Origin of the sequence: Stenotrophomonas sp. AS1, assembly GCF_048957655.1 — a bacterium.
In the GTDB taxonomy this organism is placed as follows: Bacteria; Pseudomonadota; Gammaproteobacteria; order Xanthomonadales; family Xanthomonadaceae; genus Stenotrophomonas; species Stenotrophomonas bentonitica_A.
Genome location: NZ_JARVXM010000005.1, coordinates 95,791 through 111,821, shown reverse-complemented (window position 1 = coordinate 111,821; position 16,031 = coordinate 95,791). Strand labels below are relative to the sequence as shown.

Sequence of the window (16,031 nt, the reverse complement as noted above, 5' to 3'; positions counted from 1 at the left end):
GCGAGCGCCACGTGGAAGAGTAGAATGAGCGCTCATTTTATTAGGAAAGCCCGTTGGACGCCGAGACCATCCGCAATCTGATCGAAACCGGCCTGCCTGGCGCCCGCGCGGACGTGCAGGGTGACGACGGCGTGCACTTCGAGGCCACCGTGGTCTGCGACGCCTTTGCCGGAAAAATGCCGCTGGCGCGTCACCGCATGGTCTACGCGACCCTGGGCGATCTGATGGGCGGGGCGATTCATGCGCTGGCGCTGAAGACGGTCACCCCGGCCGAAGCGGGCGGTTGATTCCGGGGTACCCCTCACGGTTATCGTTTCAGCCGACCCACGGTCGGCTACCCAGACCATTCAGCCGACCAACGGTCGGCTCTACCTCATTCCAAGTAGATTCCATGGCCAAGATCGTAGTGACCGGCGGCAAGCCGCTGCACGGTGAAGTGAACATTTCCGGCGCCAAGAACGCTGTCCTCCCCATCCTGTGCGCGACCCTGCTGGCCGATGCGCCGGTGGAGATCACCAACGTGCCGCACCTGCACGATGTGGTCACCACCGTGAAGCTGCTCGGCGAGCTGGGTGCCAAGGTCACCATCGACCAGGGCACCCTGTCGCGCGGCAGCGCGATCGTGGTCGACCCGCGCTCGGTGGACCAGCACGTGGCGCCGTATGAGCTGGTCAAGACCATGCGCGCCTCGATCCTGGTGCTCGGCCCGCTGCTGGCCCGCTTCGGCGCGGCCGAAGTGTCGCTGCCCGGCGGCTGCGCGATCGGCTCGCGTCCGGTCGACCAGCACATCAAGGGCCTGCAGGCCCTGGGTGCGGAAATCACCGTCGAGAACGGCTTCATCAAGGCCCAGGCCAAGCGTCTGAAGGGGGCCCACTTCACCTTCGACATGGTCAGCGTCACCGGCACCGAAAACGTGCTGATGGCCGCCGTGCTGGCCGAAGGCACCACCGTGCTGGACAACGCGGCGATGGAGCCGGAAGTCACCGACCTGGCGCACTGCCTGATCGCGCTTGGCGCGAAGATCGAAGGCCTGGGCACCGCCCGCCTGACCATCGAAGGCGTCGAGAAGCTCTCCGGTGGCCGTCATGAAGTGCTGCCCGACCGTATCGAAACCGGCACCTTCCTGGTCGCCGCGGCGATGACCGGCGGCAAGGTCACGGTCAATCGTGCCCGCCCGAACACCATGGACGCGGTGCTGGCCAAGCTGGTGGAGGCCGGTGCGCACATCGAGACGACCGAAGACAGCATCACCCTGGACATGGGCGGCAAGCGCCCGCGTGCGGTCAACCTGACCACCGCGCCGTATCCGGCTTTCCCGACCGACATGCAGGCGCAGTTCATGGCGCTCAACTGCGTGGCCGACGGCGTGGGCGTGATCAACGAAACGATCTTCGAAAACCGCTTCATGCACGTCAACGAACTGCTGCGCCTGGGCGCGGACATCCAGGTGGAAGGCCACACCGCGATCGTGCGGGGTGCCGAGCAGCTCAGCGGCGCCCCGGTGATGGCCACCGATCTGCGCGCCTCGGCCTCGCTGATCCTGGCCGGCCTGATGGCCGAGGGTGATACCACCATCGACCGCATCTACCACCTGGACCGCGGCTACGAGAACATCGAAGAGAAGCTGTCCTCGCTGGGCGCCACCATCCGGCGCGTCGCGGCATGATCCTGCGCGGCCGGTTCACCCGCCGCCGCAAGGCGCTGCTGGTCCTGGTGCTGATCGTGCTGGCATGGCTGGGCTACGCCTGGTATGCCGGCATCGCGATCACCCAGGGCATCCAGCAGGAAGACATGGACTGGAACGCCGATGGCACGGTCAGCCGTACCGAGGTGTTCCAGTCGTTCCATGCGGTCGGCGTGGACAAGAGCGTCGACGGCAACCGCCACTGCAGCACCTACTACTGGCGCGATACGCGGCAGCAGATCCGGGTGGACTGCAGGACGGTCTTCGGCGAGGCCAAGCCGGAATGAAAAAACGCCCGCGCAAGCGGGCGTTTTTCTTGGTCAGTTCATGCCTTTGATCGTCAGGTCCAGCGCATCCTTGCCGCTCTCACGCTGCAGCAGGCGCGCCGGCACCGGGAACTCCGGCACGATCCAGGCGATCAGTTCCTTGTTGCCGTCCACGCGCGAGACCTTCGTCGCGTCGTAGGACTTGCCGGCCACGGTGATCTTTTCCTTGCCGACCACCTTGTAGGACATCGGCTTGATCCGGCCTTCGTCGACCATGCGGTAGTTCAGCGGCTTGCCGGCAGCCAGATCCCGCGCGATCGCCAGGTTGATCAGCAGGGCGTCCATGTCGCCGGCCTTGAGCGCGACCGGGCCGCGACGGTCCGGCTTGACGTCGCCGGTCCAGGTCGCCTGGTTGCTGGTCCAGTTGTAGTTGGCGTCCACGTTGCGCTTCTTGACCAGCAGCACCGAGCGGTCGTTGCTGCTCAGCGGGCGCAGGCGGCCGTTGGCTTCCTCGAAGACGGTGTTCTGGCTGAGATCGGCCAGCTGGTTCTTGACGTTGAGGCTGTAGCGCCACTTGTTGGCGCCTTCGCTGGTGAGGGTCATGGTGCCATTGGCCTGCATGCCCATGTAGCTGGCCTGGTAATCGGCCTTGAACGGCTGCAGCGCCATGGCGGGCAGGCTCACGACAGCCAGGGCGCCAGCGGCGATCCAGGTCAGCGGACGGTTCAGTGTGGTCATGCTCAGACTCCTTGGTATTCGATCAGGCGCAGATCAATCCGATCTTCGCCATCTTCGCGTTGCAGGATGCGCACCGGCGTGGGAACACCGTTGGCGATCCAGAGGATGGTTTCGTCGTTGCCGCCGTTGGTGCGGTACACCCGCAGCGCGTTGTAGGACAGGTCGCCCACGGGCACGTTCTCCGTGTCCGGCGCGGCCTGGTAGTCGTGCTGGCGGACGCGGCCCACGTCCACATAGCGGTAGTGCATCTGTCCGCCGGGGCGGGCGTCGCGCATGATCGCCAGATTCAGCAGCAGCGCGCTCTGGTCGCCGGGCTGCAGCGGGATCGGCTGGCGGCGTTCCTTCTTCAGATCGCCCAGCCACTGCGCGGTGCCGGCCTGCCAGTCATAGGTGCCGGTCACCTTCTTGCCCAGGAACAGGCCTTTGCGGACAGTGCTCTGGCTCAACGGCACGTAGGTGCCGTTGCGGTTCTCGAACACCGTGCTCTGCTCCAGGTTCAGGCCGAGCACGCTGGCAAAGCCGCTGCGGCCCACCACCTGCATGTCCACCCGCCACTGGTCGCCACCGGTGTGGGTGACGCGCATGGTCGCATCGCCGGCCTGCTTGCCCTTGTAGAGGGCTTGGTAGGTGGCGGTGAATGGCTGCAGCGGCGGCGCCTCCCAGTCCATTGCAGGCAGGGCGGGCAACGGGGGTGTCGCCGTCTCCTGCGCGTGGGCAAGGGCGGCAGTGCACAGCAGGGAGGCCATCAGCAGCACGGGCTTGAACAAAGGCGTTCTCATGCGGGCCGGTCGGTGGGGGAAGGGGAAGAATGCCAGCGCCGGGATCAGCGGCGCGTGTGCGCGGCGCTTATCAATTCAGCTGTCCGGCGCAATCTAGGCGCAGCGGGCTAAACAGGGGGTGACCGTCGAGCTGGAGCTCACCTGCCTGTTCAGTTACGCGGCCGCTGACCAGCAGCCCGAGGCTGGCGATGAGCAGCGGATGCTCCACGGCCAACACCCGCAGGGCCAGCGCTTCGGCGGTGTCACCGGCCTGGACCGGCACGCGGGCCTGCGCCAGCACGGTGCCGGCATCCAGTTCGGGCACCACGAAGTGCACGCTGGCGCCGTGCTCGGCATCACCGGCTTCCAACGCGCGCGCATGCGTGTGCAGCCCCTTGTACAGCGGCAGCAGGGAGGGATGGATGTTGACCAGGCGGCCATCGAACCGCGCCACGAAGGCCGGGCCGAGGATGCGCATGTAACCGGCGCAGACGATCCAGTCCGGGGCGAACGCGTCCAGCGCATCGGCCATCGCCGCATCGAAGGCGGCGCGGTCCGGGAAGTCCCTGGGCGAGCGCGCCCAGCGCTGGGCCGGGCCGACCTTGAGCAGGGCCGAGGCCTCGGGTTTGTCCGAGAGCACGGCCACGACCTGCGCATCCAGCCGCTGCGCGGCGATGGCGTCCAGGATGGCCTGCAGATTGCTGCCCCGGCCGGAGGCGAGTACGGCGATACGGCTGCTCATGCGGTTTCGAAGGCCGCCTTGACTGCCGGGCGCGACAGCACCACCAGGGTGAACACGCCCAGGGCGGTACCGAACGGCATGAAGATGCAGGCGATACCGGCCACCACCATGCACAGCAGGTAACGCCGGCGCTGCGCCAGGCAGCGCCCGGCATAGGCCATGTACCCGGCCAGCACCAGCCCGGCAGCGCAGCCCAGCCCACCGATCAGCACGAACACCCACCCAAGCAGGCGCGGATCGAACGGCGGCGGCGCCTCGCCCGGCGCCAACGGCGGTGGTGCGGCGAAGATGACGGCCACGCCCATCAACAGATAGATCAGCGGGAACAGCGAGAACAGCGCGGTCAGGCCGGCCAGCACATAGTGGAAGACCGACAGCAGTTGCAGCTGCGAGGTGTCAACCGCGGTGCCCGGCACGGCCGGCGCCGCTGCGGCGGGCAGCGACGGCGGTTGGGCAGCGGCCTCCAGGCGGGGCTCCATGACCGGGCTCAGCCGATCTTGACGCGTTCGGTGCCATCGGCGGGGGTCACGGCACCGATGGTCCAGTGGTCCAGCCCCTGCGCGGTGACGGCGGCAGCGACCGAGGCCACCTGGTCGGCGGCCACGATCAGCACGAAGCCGATGCCGCAGTTGAAGGTGCGCCACATCTCGCTGTCGGCCACCGCGCCTTCCTTCTGCAGCCACTGGAACACCGGCGGCAGGGTCCAGGCATCGGCCTGGATGTCCAGGCCCAGGCCCTCGGGGACGACGCGGATGATGTTCTCGGTCAGGCCGCCACCGGTGATGTGGGCCATGCCGTGGATCGCCGCGCCATGGGTCTTGAGCAGCGCCAGGATCGGCTTGACGTACAGGCGGGTCGGCGCCATCAGCGCATCGACCAGCTTGACCCCGCCCTCCAGTTCCAGGTCGGCCGGCTGGCCGGCGCGGTCATAGATGCGGCGCACGAGCGAGTAGCCGTTGGAGTGCGGGCCGGAGGAGGCGATGCCGATCAGCACGTCGCCGGCGGCCACGCTGGCGCCGTCCTTCAGTTCGCTCTTCTCGACACCGGCGACGGTGAAGCCGGCCAGGTCGTACTCGCCCGGGGCATACATGTCGGGCATTTCAGCGGTCTCACCACCGATCAGCGCGCAACCGGCCTCGGTACAGCCGTTGGCGATGCCGCCCACGACCGCTGCCGCGGTATCGATGTCCAGCTTGCCGGTGGCGAAATAATCCAGGAAGAACAGCGGCTCGGCGCCCTGGACCAGCACGTCGTTCACGCACATGGCGACCAGATCGATGCCGATCGTGTCGTGGCGGCCCAGCTGTTGTGCGAGCTTCAGCTTGGTGCCCACGCCATCCGTCCCCGAGACCAGGACCGGCTCGCGGTACTTGCTGGAGAGGTCGAACAGGGCGCCGAAGCCACCCAGGCCCCCCATGACTTCCGGGCGGAAACTGCGCTTCACCAGCGGCTTGATGCGCTCGACCAGCTCATTGCCCGCGTCGATATCGACACCGGCGTCGCGGTAGGTCAGGGGAGAGGGGTTGGACGGGGAATTGGTCACGGGCGTCGGCGCTGCGCTGGGGTGAAAGCGCGATTTTAACAGGCCACGTTGGCGCGCAGGCCCTATTCGGGCAACAATTCCCCCCGGATACGCTCAATGGAAGTCCTGATGCGCCGCAGCCTCTTTTTCATGATGTTCCTCGCGCTGTGCCTGCCGGTGGCCTCGATGGCCCAGAGCGGCCTGCGCACCGAAGGCGATGTGGCCACCGCCAGTGGCGCTTACGAGGCCGAGGTCCCGGTCAACAGCCAGGCCGATTCGGACCGCAACGGTGCCCTGGCCAGGGCGCTGGGCAATGTGCTGGCCAAACTCTCGGGCGACCGCAGCGTGATGAGCCGCCCCGGGGTGATGCAGGCCCTGCGCAACGCCAAGGATTACGTGGCCAGCTATGACTACCGCCAGGACCAGAGCACCTCGGCCGGCGGCGCCCCGAGCTACCGCACGATCCTGGTGGCGCGCTTCCGCGAGGATGACGTCGACGGGCTGATCTCGGCCCTGGGCCTGCCGCTGTGGCCGCAGCCCCGCCCGAAGCCGGTGATCTGGCTGGCCATCGACGATGGCTCCGGCCCGCGTCTGGTCACCGTGCAGCAGGCCAACGCGGCCCGCCCGCTGCTCAACCGGGCCATCGAACGCGGCTACAAGCTGGGCCTGCCCTCGGGCAGCGCGGCCGAGCAGGCGCTGGTCGGCGCGATCTGGCGCCAGGACACGGCCGCCGTTGCCCGCGCCTCGGCGCGCTATGCCCCGCCGATGCAGCTGATCGGCAAGCTCTACCGCGATGGCAGCGGCTGGGTCGCCGACTGGGTATTCGTCGATGGCGGCAAGGAACTGAACAAGTGGAGCACCAAGGACAGTGACGCCCGCCGCGCCATGGCCGGTGGTGCCGACGGCGCCGCCGATGCGCTGGTGCGCCGTTACGCCAAGGCCGGGGCCGCCACCGGTGCCGCCGGGACCTACACGATCGTGGTGCTGGGCCTGAACAGTGCCGAGGACTACATGCGCCTGGCTGCCGGCCTGCGCGAGACCGCGGTGGTGCGCAACGTCACCCCGGTGCGCGCCTCGGGCGACCGCCTGGAGCTGTCGCTGGAACTGACCACCGGCCTGCCCGGCCTGAACCGCATGCTGGGCGACAACGGCGTGATCGCGCCGACCGCGCCGCTGGCCCTGCCGGTGCCGATCGATGAAACCAACCCCTCGGCCCTGCCGCCGCCTGCCAGCAACGAGTACCGCCTGCGATGATCCTTACCCCCGAAGCGGAAATCGCGCAGTTCCTCAGGCGGTTGAAGTATGTGCTGGTGGCGCTTGCCGCCGGCTGGGTGATCTGGCTGCTCGGCCCGATCCTGACCCCCTTCGTGCTGGCCCTGGCGCTGGCCTGGCTGGGCGACCCGCTGGTCGACCGGATCGAGGCCACCGGCCGCTCGCGCAACACCGGCGTGGTGCTGGTGTTCGTCGCGATGATCCTGCTGATCACCGCCGCGCTGCTGATCCTGGTGCCGATGATCGAGCGCCAGGTCGCCACGCTGGTGGCGGCGATCCCGCAGGCACAGCAATGGCTGATGGAAAAAGGCATCCCGTGGTTCGAGCAGAAGACCGGGCTGGAGGTCATGCAGTGGATGGACCCGGACCGGCTGATCGAATGGGTGCGCAGCCACTGGCAGCAGGCCGGTGGCTTCGCCAAGACCTTCTTCGGTTACGTGCAGCGCTCGGGCTTCACGATGGTCACCTGGGTGGTCAACATCCTGCTGCTGCCGATCCTGGCGTTCTACTTCCTGCGCGACTGGGACAAGCTGGTCGAGCGCGTGGCTTCGATGATTCCGCGCAACCACGTCGGCACCATCACCAACCTGGCGCGTGAATCGGACGAGGTGCTGGGGGCATTCATCCGCGGCCAGTTCCTGGTGATGATCGCGCTGGGCGTGGTGTACGCCGCGGGCCTGTCGCTGGTCGGCCTGAAGCTGGGCCTGTTGATCGGGCTGGTGGCCGGCCTGATCAGCTTCATTCCCTACCTGGGCGCGACCACCGGCATCGTGATGGCCGTGGTGGCCGCGCTGGTGCAGGCGCAGGGCTTCGATCTGAAACTGCTGATCCTGGTCGGCGTGGTGTTCACCGTGGGCCAGCTGCTGGAAAGCTACGTGCTGACCCCGCGCATCGTCGGCGACAAGATCGGCCTGCACCCGGTGGCGGTGATCTTCGCGGTGATGGCCGGTGGCCAGCTGTTCGGCTTCCTGGGCATGCTGCTGGCGCTGCCGGTGGCGGCGGTCAGCAACGTGCTGCTGCGCTATGCGCACCAGCGCTATCGCCAGAGTGATCTGTATGCCGGTGAGAAGTCGGCGATCGTGCTCGATGCCTACGTCGACAAGCCCGAGATCGTGATCGTAGGCACCCCGAAGGGGCCGGACGCGCAGTGAGTGTCGTGCCGCAGTTGCCGCTTGCCCTGCGCTACCCGCAGGACGAGCGGCTGGAGACCTTCATCGGCGCGCCGGATGGCGCACTGGCGCAGCTGCGCGCCATCGCCGTGGGCGCGGCGCACGACTGGGTCTACCTCGAAGGCGCGCCGGGCACCGGCAAGACCCACCAGGCGCTGGCGATGTGTTCGCTGGCCGAACAGGCCGGCCGCCAGCCGACGTACCTGCCGCTGAAGGCGGTGGTCGGACGCACCCGCGCCGCGCTGGAATCGCTGGAGGGGCGCGACCTGGTCGCGCTGGACGGGCTCGACGCTGTAGCCGGGCAGCGCGAAGATGAAGTGGCGTTGTTTGATTTCCACAACCGTGCGCGCGCCGCGGGGATCACCCTGCTGTACACCGCGCAGCACGCCCCGGACCAGCTGGGGCTGGTGTTGCCGGACCTGCGCTCACGCCTGCAGCAGTGCGTGCGCGTGGTGCTGCAGCCGCTGGACGACGAAGGCCGTGCGGCGGTGCTGCGCGAACGCGCGGCGCGACGTGGCCTGGCCATCGACGAGGCCGCCATCGAATGGTTGCTGACCCGTACCGGCCGCGAGCTGGGCAGCCTGGTCAGCCTGCTGGACTGGCTGGACCGCGAATCGCTGGCGGCGCAGCGCCGCATCACCGTACCGTTCCTGCGCCAGGTCCTGGAAGACGGTCCGCACCTGTTGTAAGGGTCGGGAAACGGCCCGTAGATCCACGCCATGCGTGGATGCTTTTGGTGCTGGCAGCGCGACCGCCTCAGCCACGCATGGCGTGGCTCTACCCTGGTGGTATTCGGGAAACGTCATGTAGATCCACGCCATGCGTGGATGCACTCGGTGCCGGCGTCCTGGTTGCCTCAGCCACGCATGGCGTGGCTCTACCCTGGTGGTGTCAGGCGTTCAGTTCCGCATCCAGCTGCGCCAACCGTTCCGGCGTGCCCACATCGGTCCATCGGCCGCGATGGTGCTGGCCAGTCACACGGCCCTGCGCCATCGCATGGCGCAGGAGGGGCACGAGGCTGAACTGCGGCGGTGTCGCGCCGGCCCCGGTGGTGTCGCCGATCACCGCCCGCCAGCCGTCGAGGATCGCCGGGCGGTACACGCCGATACCGGCGTAGGTGAGCCGCGCGCTGTCGCCGTCATCGCTGACGTGGCCATCGTCGTGCAGGATGAAATCACCGCGCGGGTGCTGCGCGGGATTGTCGACCAGCACCAGATGCGCATCGCCGGCAGGCGTGCGCGGCAACGTGGCGACCTCCATATCCGTCCACACATCGCCGTTGATCACCAGGAACGGTGCCTCGCCGAGGATCGGCAGGGCATTGAGGATGCCACCACCGGTTTCCAGCGGCACGACGCCCTCATCGATGAAGTGCAGGCGCAGCCCCCAGCGCGCACCGTCGCCCAGCGCGGGTGCGAACTGGTCACCCAGCCACGCGGTGTTGATCACCACCTCATCGATCCCGGCGGCAGCGAGCCGTTCCAGGTGCCACACGATCAGCGGTTTGCCACCGGCGACCAGCAATGGCTTGGGGGTGTGCAGGGTCAGCGGGCGCATGCGCTCGCCTTTGCCGGCCGAGAAGATCATGGCCTTCATGGGCGCGCCAGCACGGGTTCGGCGATGCGGGCGAGCGCCGGTTTGATCCGCAGTTCGAACAGATCGAGCAGGGGTGCGAGCTGCGGATGACGCGGCAACACTTCATCCAGATAGCCGATGAAGCGCGGTGCATCCTCGAAGTAGTGACCTTTGCCATCGCGGTCGCGCAGGCGCACGAACAGGCCGAGGATCTTCAGGTGGCGCTGCACGCCCATCCAGTCGGCGTCGCGCAGGAACTGCGGCCACGGCCGCACCGGCAGGCCGGCGGCCAGGGCGAGTGCGTGATAACGCGCCAGCCAGGCGTCCACGCGTTCGATCGGCCAGCTCAGGAACGCATCCTTGAACAGGCTGACCGGGTCGTAGGCGATCGGTCCGCGCACCAGGTCCTGGAAATCCAGCACCGCCGGCCCCCCGTCGATCGGCATCAGGTTGCGCGGCATGAAATCGCGGTGGGTCAGCACCTGCGGCTGCTGCAGGGCGTTGTCCATCAGCAGGCGGTGCATGCGCTGCAGGTTCTCGATCTCGCCGCAGTCCAGTTCCAGGCCGAGGTGACGTTGCAGGAACCAGTCGTCGAACAGCCCGGCATCGCGCTGCAGCAGCGCCTCGCCGAAGCTGCCCATGCCCTCGGGCACGGGGATCGACTGCAGCCGGATCAGCTGCGCGAAGGCGGCATCGAACCAGGCATCGGCGTTGTCATTGTCGATATGGCGCGCCAGGGTCGGGCCGCCCAGGTCTTCCAGCAGCAGGAAGCCGTTGTCCTCATCGCGCGCCAGGACCTGCGGCACGCGCACGCCGTTGGGCTCGAGCAGGTCGTGCATGCGCAGCCACGGGCGCACATCCTCCAGCCCGGGCGGGGAGTCCATCACGATGTGGCTGCCGCGCGCGCTGGTGGCGCGCCAGTAGCTGCGGAAACCGGCATCGACCGACGCACGGTCAAGCGCAGTGGCCGGGTCGCCGAGGGCGGCACAGGTCCACTGCCGGCGGTGTTCGGCGCGCAGCGGATCGGAAGCGGGATCGTTCATGGACGGGTACGTCGAAGCGGCGCCGGACGGCGCGCGGGAAGAAAGAAGAGGGCGATGCTCAGCGCTTGCTGCTGAACAGCCGCAGCACGGCCAGGACCGCGACCGCACCCAGGATCGCGCCGATGAAACCGGCCGGCTCGCCGCGGGCATACCAGCCCATGTACTGGCCGAACCAGCCGGCCAGCAGGGCGCCGACGATGCCGAGCACGATGGTCAGCAGGCAGCCCATGCGGTTGTTGCCCGGCATGAAGAAACGCCCGAGCAGACCGACGACGAAGCCGACCAGGATGATGTAGAGCCAGCTGGTGCTGCCAAACAGTCCGTTCATGCCAAATGCGTCAGTAGAGGTGGACGCAGCCTAGCAAGGCCGGGCTGCGTCCGCCAACGTCAGCAGCAGCCGTGGCCGCCGTGACGGGTACCGCTGTCGGCGGCGACCGGCGAACCGCTGGTCTCGCCACGCAGGCTGGCCGCGTAATGCTCGCTGATCACCTTGGACACGCACGAGGTCACGCGCTTGCCCATCGGGATGTGCAGGAACTCGTTCGGGCCGTGTGCGTTGGAGTGCGGGCCGAGCACGCCGGTGATCATGAACTGCGCGCCCGGGAACTTCTCGCCGAGCATGCCCATGAACGGGATCGAGCCGCCTTCGCCCATGTACATCGCCGGCTTGCCGAAGAAGGTCTGGCTGGCATCGTCGATCGCCTGGGTCAGCCACGGCGCCATGGCCGGGGCGTTCCAGCCGCTGGAGGCCTTCTCCAGGTCCAGCTTCACTTCGGCGCCATTCGGCGGATCGCGCAGCAGCGCTTCCTTGAGCAGCTCGCCGCAGGCCTTGCCGTCGGCGGTCGGGGGCAGGCGCAGCGACAGCTTCACCGCGGTATGCGGGCGCAGCACGTTGCCGGCCGAGGCCAGCGGCGGCAGGCCGTCCACACCGGTGACCGACAGCGCCGGCCGCCAGGTGCGGTTGAGCACCAGTTCGGCCAGGTCATCGTTCATCGGGCGCAGGCCGTCGACCATCGGGAATTTCTCGAAGATGGCGGTGTCCACCACTTCAGCGGCACGCTTGGCCTGTTCCTGGCGCTCGGCCGGGATCTCGACATTCATGCCGTCGATCAGGATGCGGCCGGTGTTCTCGTCCTCGATGCGCGAGATCAGCTGGCGCAGCAGGCGGAAGCTGGACGGGATCACGCCGGAGGCATCGCCGGAATGCACGCCTTCGTTGAGCACCTTGACCGAGAAGTTGCCGCCGGTCAGGCCGCGCAGCGAGGTGGTGCACCACAGCTGGTCGTAGTTGGCGCAGCCCGAATCCAGGCACACCACCAGCGACGGCTTGCCGATGCGCTCGGCCAGGTGATCAACGTAGGCGGGCAGGTCGTAGCTGCCGGATTCTTCGCAGGCTTCGATCAGGATCACGCAGCGCGCGTGCGGCAGGCCTTGTTCCTGCAGCGCCAGCACGGCGGCCAGCGAACCGAACATCGCGTAGCCGTCATCGGCGCCGCCGCGGCCGTACAGCTTGTCGCCGCGCAGCACCGGGATCCACGGGCCCAGGTCATCGTCCCAGCCGGTCATTTCCGGCTGCTTGTCCAGATGGCCGTACAGCAGGATGGTGTCGTCGCCGGTCTCGGCGCCGGAGGCCGGGATTTCCAGCAGCAGCAGCGGGGTGCGGCCTTCCAGGCGCACGACCTCGACGGTCAGGCCGGGCAGGTTCTGGGCCTTGGCCCAGGTTTCCATCAGGGTGACGGCCTGTTCCATGTAGCCGTTGGCGACCCAATCGGCGTCGAACATCGGCGATTTGTTGGGGATACGGATGTAATCGACCAATTGCGGGACGATCTCGTTGTCCCACTTTTCACTGACGAATTGGCCGAGCTTGGCGCTGTCCATCTGAACTCCGGAATGCTTTGACAAGTCCGTCCATTCTACGCCTGCGCTGGGGTAGGTATTTCCCTACATCACGTCGGGTGTTACGCCTGCTGTGTGAAGGCGCCGTGGACGATAGGCTGTGTGTATGTGGCGAGGGACGCTGGAACCTTCGACAGGATTGCCGGCAGGGGCCGGTTCCGAGCCACAAGGAGCTACACAGTGGGACCTTGGTTTTCGTGCAGCGCGCTGGTGCTGGGACTGCTGTTGAGCGGAATGGCCTTCGCGGCCGATCGGATCAACATCAATACGGCGGATGCGTCGACGCTGCAGCAGGGATTGGCGAACGTGGGCCCGATGAAGGCCGAAGCGATCGTCGCATACCGGCGACAACACGGCCCTTTTGAACGCGTCGAGGATCTGGCGCGGGTGAAGGGGATAGGGACAGCTACCGTCGAACGGAATCGACAACGGATGACCACCGGGGCCAGGCAGGCGCCGGTCCAGGCACCGCCCAGGAGGGCAGCGCCGGCCACCGTACCAAGGCGCTGAACAACAGGACACCTCGGGACGGGCAGGACGCCGGTCACTGGCTGCCACGGCAGGATGCCGCGGTGGCACCGACCGCTGCAGGGAGGCGGCACGCACGGAGGCGGCGCGGAAGGAGCGGCGCGGACCCACCAGGACGGTGGCATCCAGACCCCGGGAAGGGCTGAGATGGCGGAAGCATATACGGCCGAGTGCACGGAGCATGGCCGGCACCCAGACTGCGCAGGACGCACAGGGGGAAGGCGGGATGCCGACAAGGATGTATCGATTGCCCGGTCTGCACACGGAGGTGTGGCCGGGCAATTACTGTTTGGGGCGAACGAAATACGACGCGTGGCCCCCCGTGGTTTTCGCGAACGCTTGGCGGCACTTCGTGTAGCGTGGCGGCATCTCTTCGAATGGATGCACGACATGGCAGTACGCAGCACGCTGTTGAGTCTGGCGCTCGGAACGCTGTTGGCGACCGGGATGCTTCCCGCCACGGCCGCCAACACTGCGCCGACGGCCAGCAGGACGACCGAGGCCCCGCGCGGCCCCACCGATCTCAAGCCCGGCGAGTTCCTCTGGCATCCGGAGATCTCCCCGTCCGGCCCGATCGTGCTGGTGGTCAGCCTCGATGAGCAGCGCGCTTACGTGTACCGCAACGGCATCGCGATCGGCATGAGCACGATCAGCTCGGGCAAGGCCGGGCACGAAACCCCGACCGGTGTGTTCACGATCCTGCAGAAGGACAAGGACCACAAATCCAACCTCTACAACAGCGCCCCGATGCCGTACATGCAGCGCCTGACCTGGGACGGCATCGCGCTGCACGGCGGCAGCCTGCCCGGGCATCCGGCCTCGCACGGCTGCGTGCGGTTGCCGCAGGCGTTCGCGCAGAAGCTGTTCGGCGAGACCCATCGCGGCGATACCGTGGTGGTGGCCGATGCCAAGAGCGCGCCGATGACGCTGGCCTATCCGGCCGTGCTGGCCCCGGTCAGCAGCACCGGCAAGCCGCTGGTGGAGAGCACCGACGCACCCGCGCACTACTGGAACGATGCGGCCGCACCGGCCGGCCAGGTCGGCATCCTGGTCAGCCTGCACGACCAGCGCCTGTACGTGCTGCGCGATGGCGTGCTGATCGGCGAGTCGCGGCTGGAAGCCAAGGCGCTGCCGGCCTTCGAGGGGACCACCCTGTTCGTGATGGGCCAGGGCTACCAGGACAACCCCAGCCCGCTGGATCCGCACCGCCCGCTGCACCGCTGGACCGCGTATCCGCTGCTGGGCCAGACCGCCGCCAATGCGACCCCGGACCTGCTCGCCACGCCCAGCCTGCCGATGGCGCTGCCGCCGGAATTCGCCGAACAGCTGTACAGCGTGCTGGTGCCCGGCACCACGCTGCTGGTGACCAGCCTGCCGGCGGTACGCCCGGTGGCCGATGAACAGAACCTGCAGCCTGTCTTGGAATCCGACGCCGGTGGGTCCACTTTGTAAGGGTTGCCTCCGCCTGGTGAGCTGCCCATGCCCGTTGTGAAATTGCTGCCTGCTGCGTTCTGTGGCCTGATCGCGTCCGCCACGGCGGGCGCGGCCAGCCCTGCGCCGGCGCCGACCGGCAGCCCGGTGCAGATGGCCGAGATGCTCTCCAGGGCTGCACCGGCTGCGGACAAGCACGTGCTGCAGCTGGCCGCCCGCGCGATGCGCTGTGCGCTGCGCCGGCCGGAGCTGGGCGTCGACCCGGGCAAGTTGAGCGTGATCGATTACTCGCGGCCGTCGACCGAACCGCGCATGTGGATTTTCGATCTGACCCGCCAGCGGCTGCTGTTCGAGGAGTGGGTTGCGCATGGGCGCAACAGCGGTGACAACCGCACCCAGCATTTCTCCAACAAGGACGGCAGCTTCATGTCCAGCCTGGGCGCGTTCACCGCCAAGGAAACCTACATGGGCGGCAACGGCTACTCGCTGCGGCTGGAAGGGCTGGAACCCGGCTTCAACGATCATGCCCGCGACCGCGCGATCGTCATCCACGGGGCGCCGTACGTGAATCCCGCGATCGCACGGCTGCAGGGGCGCCTGGGCCGCAGCCTGGGCTGCCCGGCGGTGCGGTTGTCGGTGGCGCGGCCGCTGATCGACAGCCTGCGCGGCGGCACGATGGTGTTCGCGTACTACCCGGACAAGGACTGGCTGGCGCGTTCACGGCTACTGGAACCCGATTGCGGCGGTATGTCCTGACAGGACTGCCTACCTCGGCTCAGGCACACTAGGGCCATGTCCACCGATACCGTCCTGAGCGCGGCCAGCCGCGTCATTCCCGCTTTCGAGTACCGCCGCGAACGCTGGCGCAATGGCCTGGGCTGGACCCGCGAAATCCTGCGCGTGCCCGACAACGACGATTGGCAGGTGCGCCTGTCGATCGCCGAGATCGAGCAGGACGCCGCGTTCTCGGCGTTTCCGGGCATCGAGCGCGAACTGGTGCTGCTGCGTGGCGAGGGCCTGCGCTTGCGTTTCGACGATGGCGCGCTGCACACGCTGATGCCGCCGCACGACCGGCTGCGGTTTGCCGGCGAGGCGCAGGTGACCGGCGAACTGGTCGACGGGGTGACCCACGATTTCAATCTGATGTGGCGGCGCGATGCGGTCCAGGCCGAGCTGCTGCATCGGCCATTGGTCGGCAGCATGTTCTTTTTCACCGAACCCGAGGGGGCGTGGGCGATCCATCTGCTGGCCGGCCAGGCCGAATTTGAAGGGGAGCCGTCGTTGGCACCGCTGGCCGCCGGTGATACCGCCTGGTTGGCTGCCGGCGAGCGCCGCCGCTTCGCGTTGCACGGCGGCGGCGAGTTGTTGGCGATCCGCGTCAGTGCGGTGGGCCGCAACGCCTGA

At 67.9% G+C, this 16,031-nt stretch carries 19 protein-coding genes; 10 read left to right on the top strand and 9 right to left on the bottom strand.

Going from position 1 to position 16,031, the window contains the following annotated elements:
• The first annotated feature begins 53 nt into the window (after positions 1 to 53).
• The 3 genes from PV764_RS08735 (at position 54) to PV764_RS08725 (ending at position 1,971) form a co-directional block, all read left to right on the top strand.
• A complete protein-coding gene (locus tag PV764_RS08735) occupies positions 54 to 287 on the top strand; it encodes a BolA family protein (protein ID WP_019185412.1) in 234 nt (77 codons plus the stop codon).
• Between the two features lie 104 nt (positions 288 to 391).
• Complete coding sequence (gene murA / locus PV764_RS08730) at positions 392 to 1,666, top strand: UDP-N-acetylglucosamine 1-carboxyvinyltransferase (protein WP_019185413.1); 1,275 nt, start codon at positions 392 to 394, stop codon at positions 1,664 to 1,666.
• Complete coding sequence (locus tag PV764_RS08725; RefSeq protein ID WP_284128266.1) at positions 1,663 to 1,971, top strand: EF-hand domain-containing protein; 309 nt, start codon at positions 1,663 to 1,665, stop codon at positions 1,969 to 1,971. The genes murA and PV764_RS08725 overlap by 4 nt, the downstream gene beginning before the upstream one ends.
• A gap of 33 nt (positions 1,972 to 2,004) precedes the next feature.
• On the opposite strand, the gene PV764_RS08720 is transcribed toward PV764_RS08725, so the two are convergent.
• From PV764_RS08720 to purM, 5 genes are all read right to left on the bottom strand, one after another.
• The gene (locus tag PV764_RS08720) at positions 2,005 to 2,688 is read right to left on the bottom strand and encodes a DUF3108 domain-containing protein (protein WP_019185415.1); all 684 of its coding nucleotides are present in this window, start codon (positions 2,686 to 2,688) and stop codon (positions 2,005 to 2,007) included.
• 2 nt (positions 2,689 to 2,690) lie between these two features.
• Positions 2,691 to 3,434, bottom strand: a complete 744-nt coding sequence (locus PV764_RS08715; protein WP_261997832.1) for a DUF3108 domain-containing protein — start codon at positions 3,432 to 3,434, stop codon at positions 2,691 to 2,693.
• A 103-nt stretch (positions 3,435 to 3,537) separates the two neighbouring features.
• On the bottom strand, positions 3,538 to 4,188 hold the full coding sequence (gene purN, locus PV764_RS08710) for a phosphoribosylglycinamide formyltransferase (protein ID WP_421116487.1): 651 nt from the start codon (positions 4,186 to 4,188) through the stop codon (positions 3,538 to 3,540).
• On the bottom strand, positions 4,185 to 4,667 hold the full coding sequence (locus PV764_RS08705) for a hypothetical protein (RefSeq protein ID WP_019185418.1): 483 nt from the start codon (positions 4,665 to 4,667) through the stop codon (positions 4,185 to 4,187). Before PV764_RS08705 ends, purN begins: the two co-directional genes overlap by 4 nt.
• Positions 4,668 to 4,675: 8 nt before the next feature.
• On the bottom strand, positions 4,676 to 5,731 hold the full coding sequence (gene purM / locus PV764_RS08700) for a phosphoribosylformylglycinamidine cyclo-ligase (protein WP_019185419.1): 1,056 nt from the start codon (positions 5,729 to 5,731) through the stop codon (positions 4,676 to 4,678).
• A gap of 108 nt (positions 5,732 to 5,839) precedes the next feature.
• On the opposite strand from purM, the gene PV764_RS08695 reads away from it, so the two are divergent.
• From PV764_RS08695 to hda, 3 genes are read left to right on the top strand one after another with little or no spacing between them, the layout of a single operon-like run.
• Positions 5,840 to 6,964 (top strand): DUF2066 domain-containing protein, encoded by a 1,125-nt coding sequence (locus PV764_RS08695; RefSeq protein ID WP_235319018.1) that lies wholly within the window; start codon positions 5,840 to 5,842, stop codon positions 6,962 to 6,964.
• Complete coding sequence (locus tag PV764_RS08690) at positions 6,961 to 8,133, top strand: AI-2E family transporter (protein ID WP_046274061.1); 1,173 nt, start codon at positions 6,961 to 6,963, stop codon at positions 8,131 to 8,133. Before PV764_RS08695 ends, PV764_RS08690 begins: the two co-directional genes overlap by 4 nt.
• Positions 8,130 to 8,840 carry a DnaA regulatory inactivator Hda gene (gene hda, locus PV764_RS08685; protein ID WP_019185422.1) on the top strand — a complete coding sequence of 237 codons (711 nt, stop codon included), beginning with the start codon at positions 8,130 to 8,132 and terminating at the stop codon, positions 8,838 to 8,840. Before PV764_RS08690 ends, hda begins: the two co-directional genes overlap by 4 nt.
• Positions 8,841 to 9,042: 202 nt before the next feature.
• Here the strand turns inward: hda and murU are convergent, their stop codons facing one another.
• From murU to PV764_RS08665, 4 genes are read right to left on the bottom strand one after another with little or no spacing between them, the layout of a single operon-like run.
• Positions 9,043 to 9,747, bottom strand: coding sequence for an N-acetylmuramate alpha-1-phosphate uridylyltransferase MurU (gene murU, locus PV764_RS08680; protein ID WP_421116486.1), 705 nt, complete (start codon positions 9,745 to 9,747; stop codon positions 9,043 to 9,045).
• The gene (locus PV764_RS08675; protein WP_261997789.1) at positions 9,744 to 10,769 is read right to left on the bottom strand and encodes an aminoglycoside phosphotransferase family protein; all 1,026 of its coding nucleotides are present in this window, start codon (positions 10,767 to 10,769) and stop codon (positions 9,744 to 9,746) included. The genes murU and PV764_RS08675 overlap by 4 nt, the downstream gene beginning before the upstream one ends.
• Before the next feature lie 58 nt (positions 10,770 to 10,827).
• Positions 10,828 to 11,097, bottom strand: coding sequence for a GlsB/YeaQ/YmgE family stress response membrane protein (locus PV764_RS08670; protein ID WP_019185648.1), 270 nt, complete (start codon positions 11,095 to 11,097; stop codon positions 10,828 to 10,830).
• Between the two features lie 59 nt (positions 11,098 to 11,156).
• A complete protein-coding gene (locus PV764_RS08665; protein WP_019185649.1) occupies positions 11,157 to 12,650 on the bottom strand; it encodes a M20 family metallopeptidase in 1,494 nt (497 codons plus the stop codon).
• Positions 12,651 to 12,902: 252 nt separating this feature from the next.
• On the opposite strand from PV764_RS08665, the gene PV764_RS08660 reads away from it, so the two are divergent.
• The 4 genes from PV764_RS08660 (at position 12,903) to PV764_RS08645 (ending at position 16,031) form a co-directional block, all read left to right on the top strand.
• Positions 12,903 to 13,178 carry a ComEA family DNA-binding protein gene (locus PV764_RS08660; RefSeq protein WP_046274067.1) on the top strand — a complete coding sequence of 92 codons (276 nt, stop codon included), beginning with the start codon at positions 12,903 to 12,905 and terminating at the stop codon, positions 13,176 to 13,178.
• Between the two features lie 408 nt (positions 13,179 to 13,586).
• Positions 13,587 to 14,648, top strand: a complete 1,062-nt coding sequence (locus PV764_RS08655; RefSeq protein WP_019185651.1) for a L,D-transpeptidase — start codon at positions 13,587 to 13,589, stop codon at positions 14,646 to 14,648.
• A 27-nt stretch (positions 14,649 to 14,675) separates the two neighbouring features.
• Positions 14,676 to 15,383: a murein L,D-transpeptidase catalytic domain family protein gene (locus PV764_RS08650; RefSeq protein WP_390330834.1), complete on the top strand. Its 708-nt coding sequence runs from the start codon at positions 14,676 to 14,678 to the stop codon at positions 15,381 to 15,383.
• Between the two features lie 36 nt (positions 15,384 to 15,419).
• Positions 15,420 to 16,031: a HutD family protein gene (locus PV764_RS08645; protein ID WP_046274069.1), complete on the top strand. Its 612-nt coding sequence runs from the start codon at positions 15,420 to 15,422 to the stop codon at positions 16,029 to 16,031.

What these genes read in the sequence shown, in the direction of transcription:
- murA (WP_019185413.1), top strand. Translation starts at nt 392, where the DNA reads ATGGCCAAGATCGTAGTGACCGGCGGCAAGCCGCTGCACGGTGAAGTG.
- PV764_RS08725 (WP_284128266.1), top strand. Translation starts at nt 1,663, where the DNA reads ATGATCCTGCGCGGCCGGTTCACCCGCCGCCGCAAGGCGCTGCTGGTC.
- PV764_RS08720 (WP_019185415.1), bottom strand. Translation starts at nt 2,688, where the DNA reads ATGACCACACTGAACCGTCCGCTGACCTGGATCGCCGCTGGCGCCCTG.
- PV764_RS08715 (WP_261997832.1), bottom strand. Translation starts at nt 3,434, where the DNA reads ATGGCCTCCCTGCTGTGCACTGCCGCCCTTGCCCACGCGCAGGAGACG.
- purN (WP_421116487.1), bottom strand. Translation starts at nt 4,188, where the DNA reads ATGAGCAGCCGTATCGCCGTACTCGCCTCCGGCCGGGGCAGCAATCTG.
- PV764_RS08705 (WP_019185418.1), bottom strand. Translation starts at nt 4,667, where the DNA reads ATGGAGCCCCGCCTGGAGGCCGCTGCCCAACCGCCGTCGCTGCCCGCC.
- PV764_RS08695 (WP_235319018.1), top strand. Translation starts at nt 5,840, where the DNA reads ATGCGCCGCAGCCTCTTTTTCATGATGTTCCTCGCGCTGTGCCTGCCG.
- PV764_RS08690 (WP_046274061.1), top strand. Translation starts at nt 6,961, where the DNA reads ATGATCCTTACCCCCGAAGCGGAAATCGCGCAGTTCCTCAGGCGGTTG.
- murU (WP_421116486.1), bottom strand. Translation starts at nt 9,747, where the DNA reads ATGAAGGCCATGATCTTCTCGGCCGGCAAAGGCGAGCGCATGCGCCCG.
- PV764_RS08675 (WP_261997789.1), bottom strand. Translation starts at nt 10,769, where the DNA reads ATGAACGATCCCGCTTCCGATCCGCTGCGCGCCGAACACCGCCGGCAG.
- PV764_RS08670 (WP_019185648.1), bottom strand. Translation starts at nt 11,097, where the DNA reads ATGAACGGACTGTTTGGCAGCACCAGCTGGCTCTACATCATCCTGGTC.
- PV764_RS08665 (WP_019185649.1), bottom strand. Translation starts at nt 12,650, where the DNA reads ATGGACAGCGCCAAGCTCGGCCAATTCGTCAGTGAAAAGTGGGACAAC.
- PV764_RS08660 (WP_046274067.1), top strand. Translation starts at nt 12,903, where the DNA reads ATGGCCTTCGCGGCCGATCGGATCAACATCAATACGGCGGATGCGTCG.
- PV764_RS08655 (WP_019185651.1), top strand. Translation starts at nt 13,587, where the DNA reads ATGGCAGTACGCAGCACGCTGTTGAGTCTGGCGCTCGGAACGCTGTTG.
- PV764_RS08650 (WP_390330834.1), top strand. Translation starts at nt 14,676, where the DNA reads ATGCCCGTTGTGAAATTGCTGCCTGCTGCGTTCTGTGGCCTGATCGCG.
- PV764_RS08645 (WP_046274069.1), top strand. Translation starts at nt 15,420, where the DNA reads ATGTCCACCGATACCGTCCTGAGCGCGGCCAGCCGCGTCATTCCCGCT.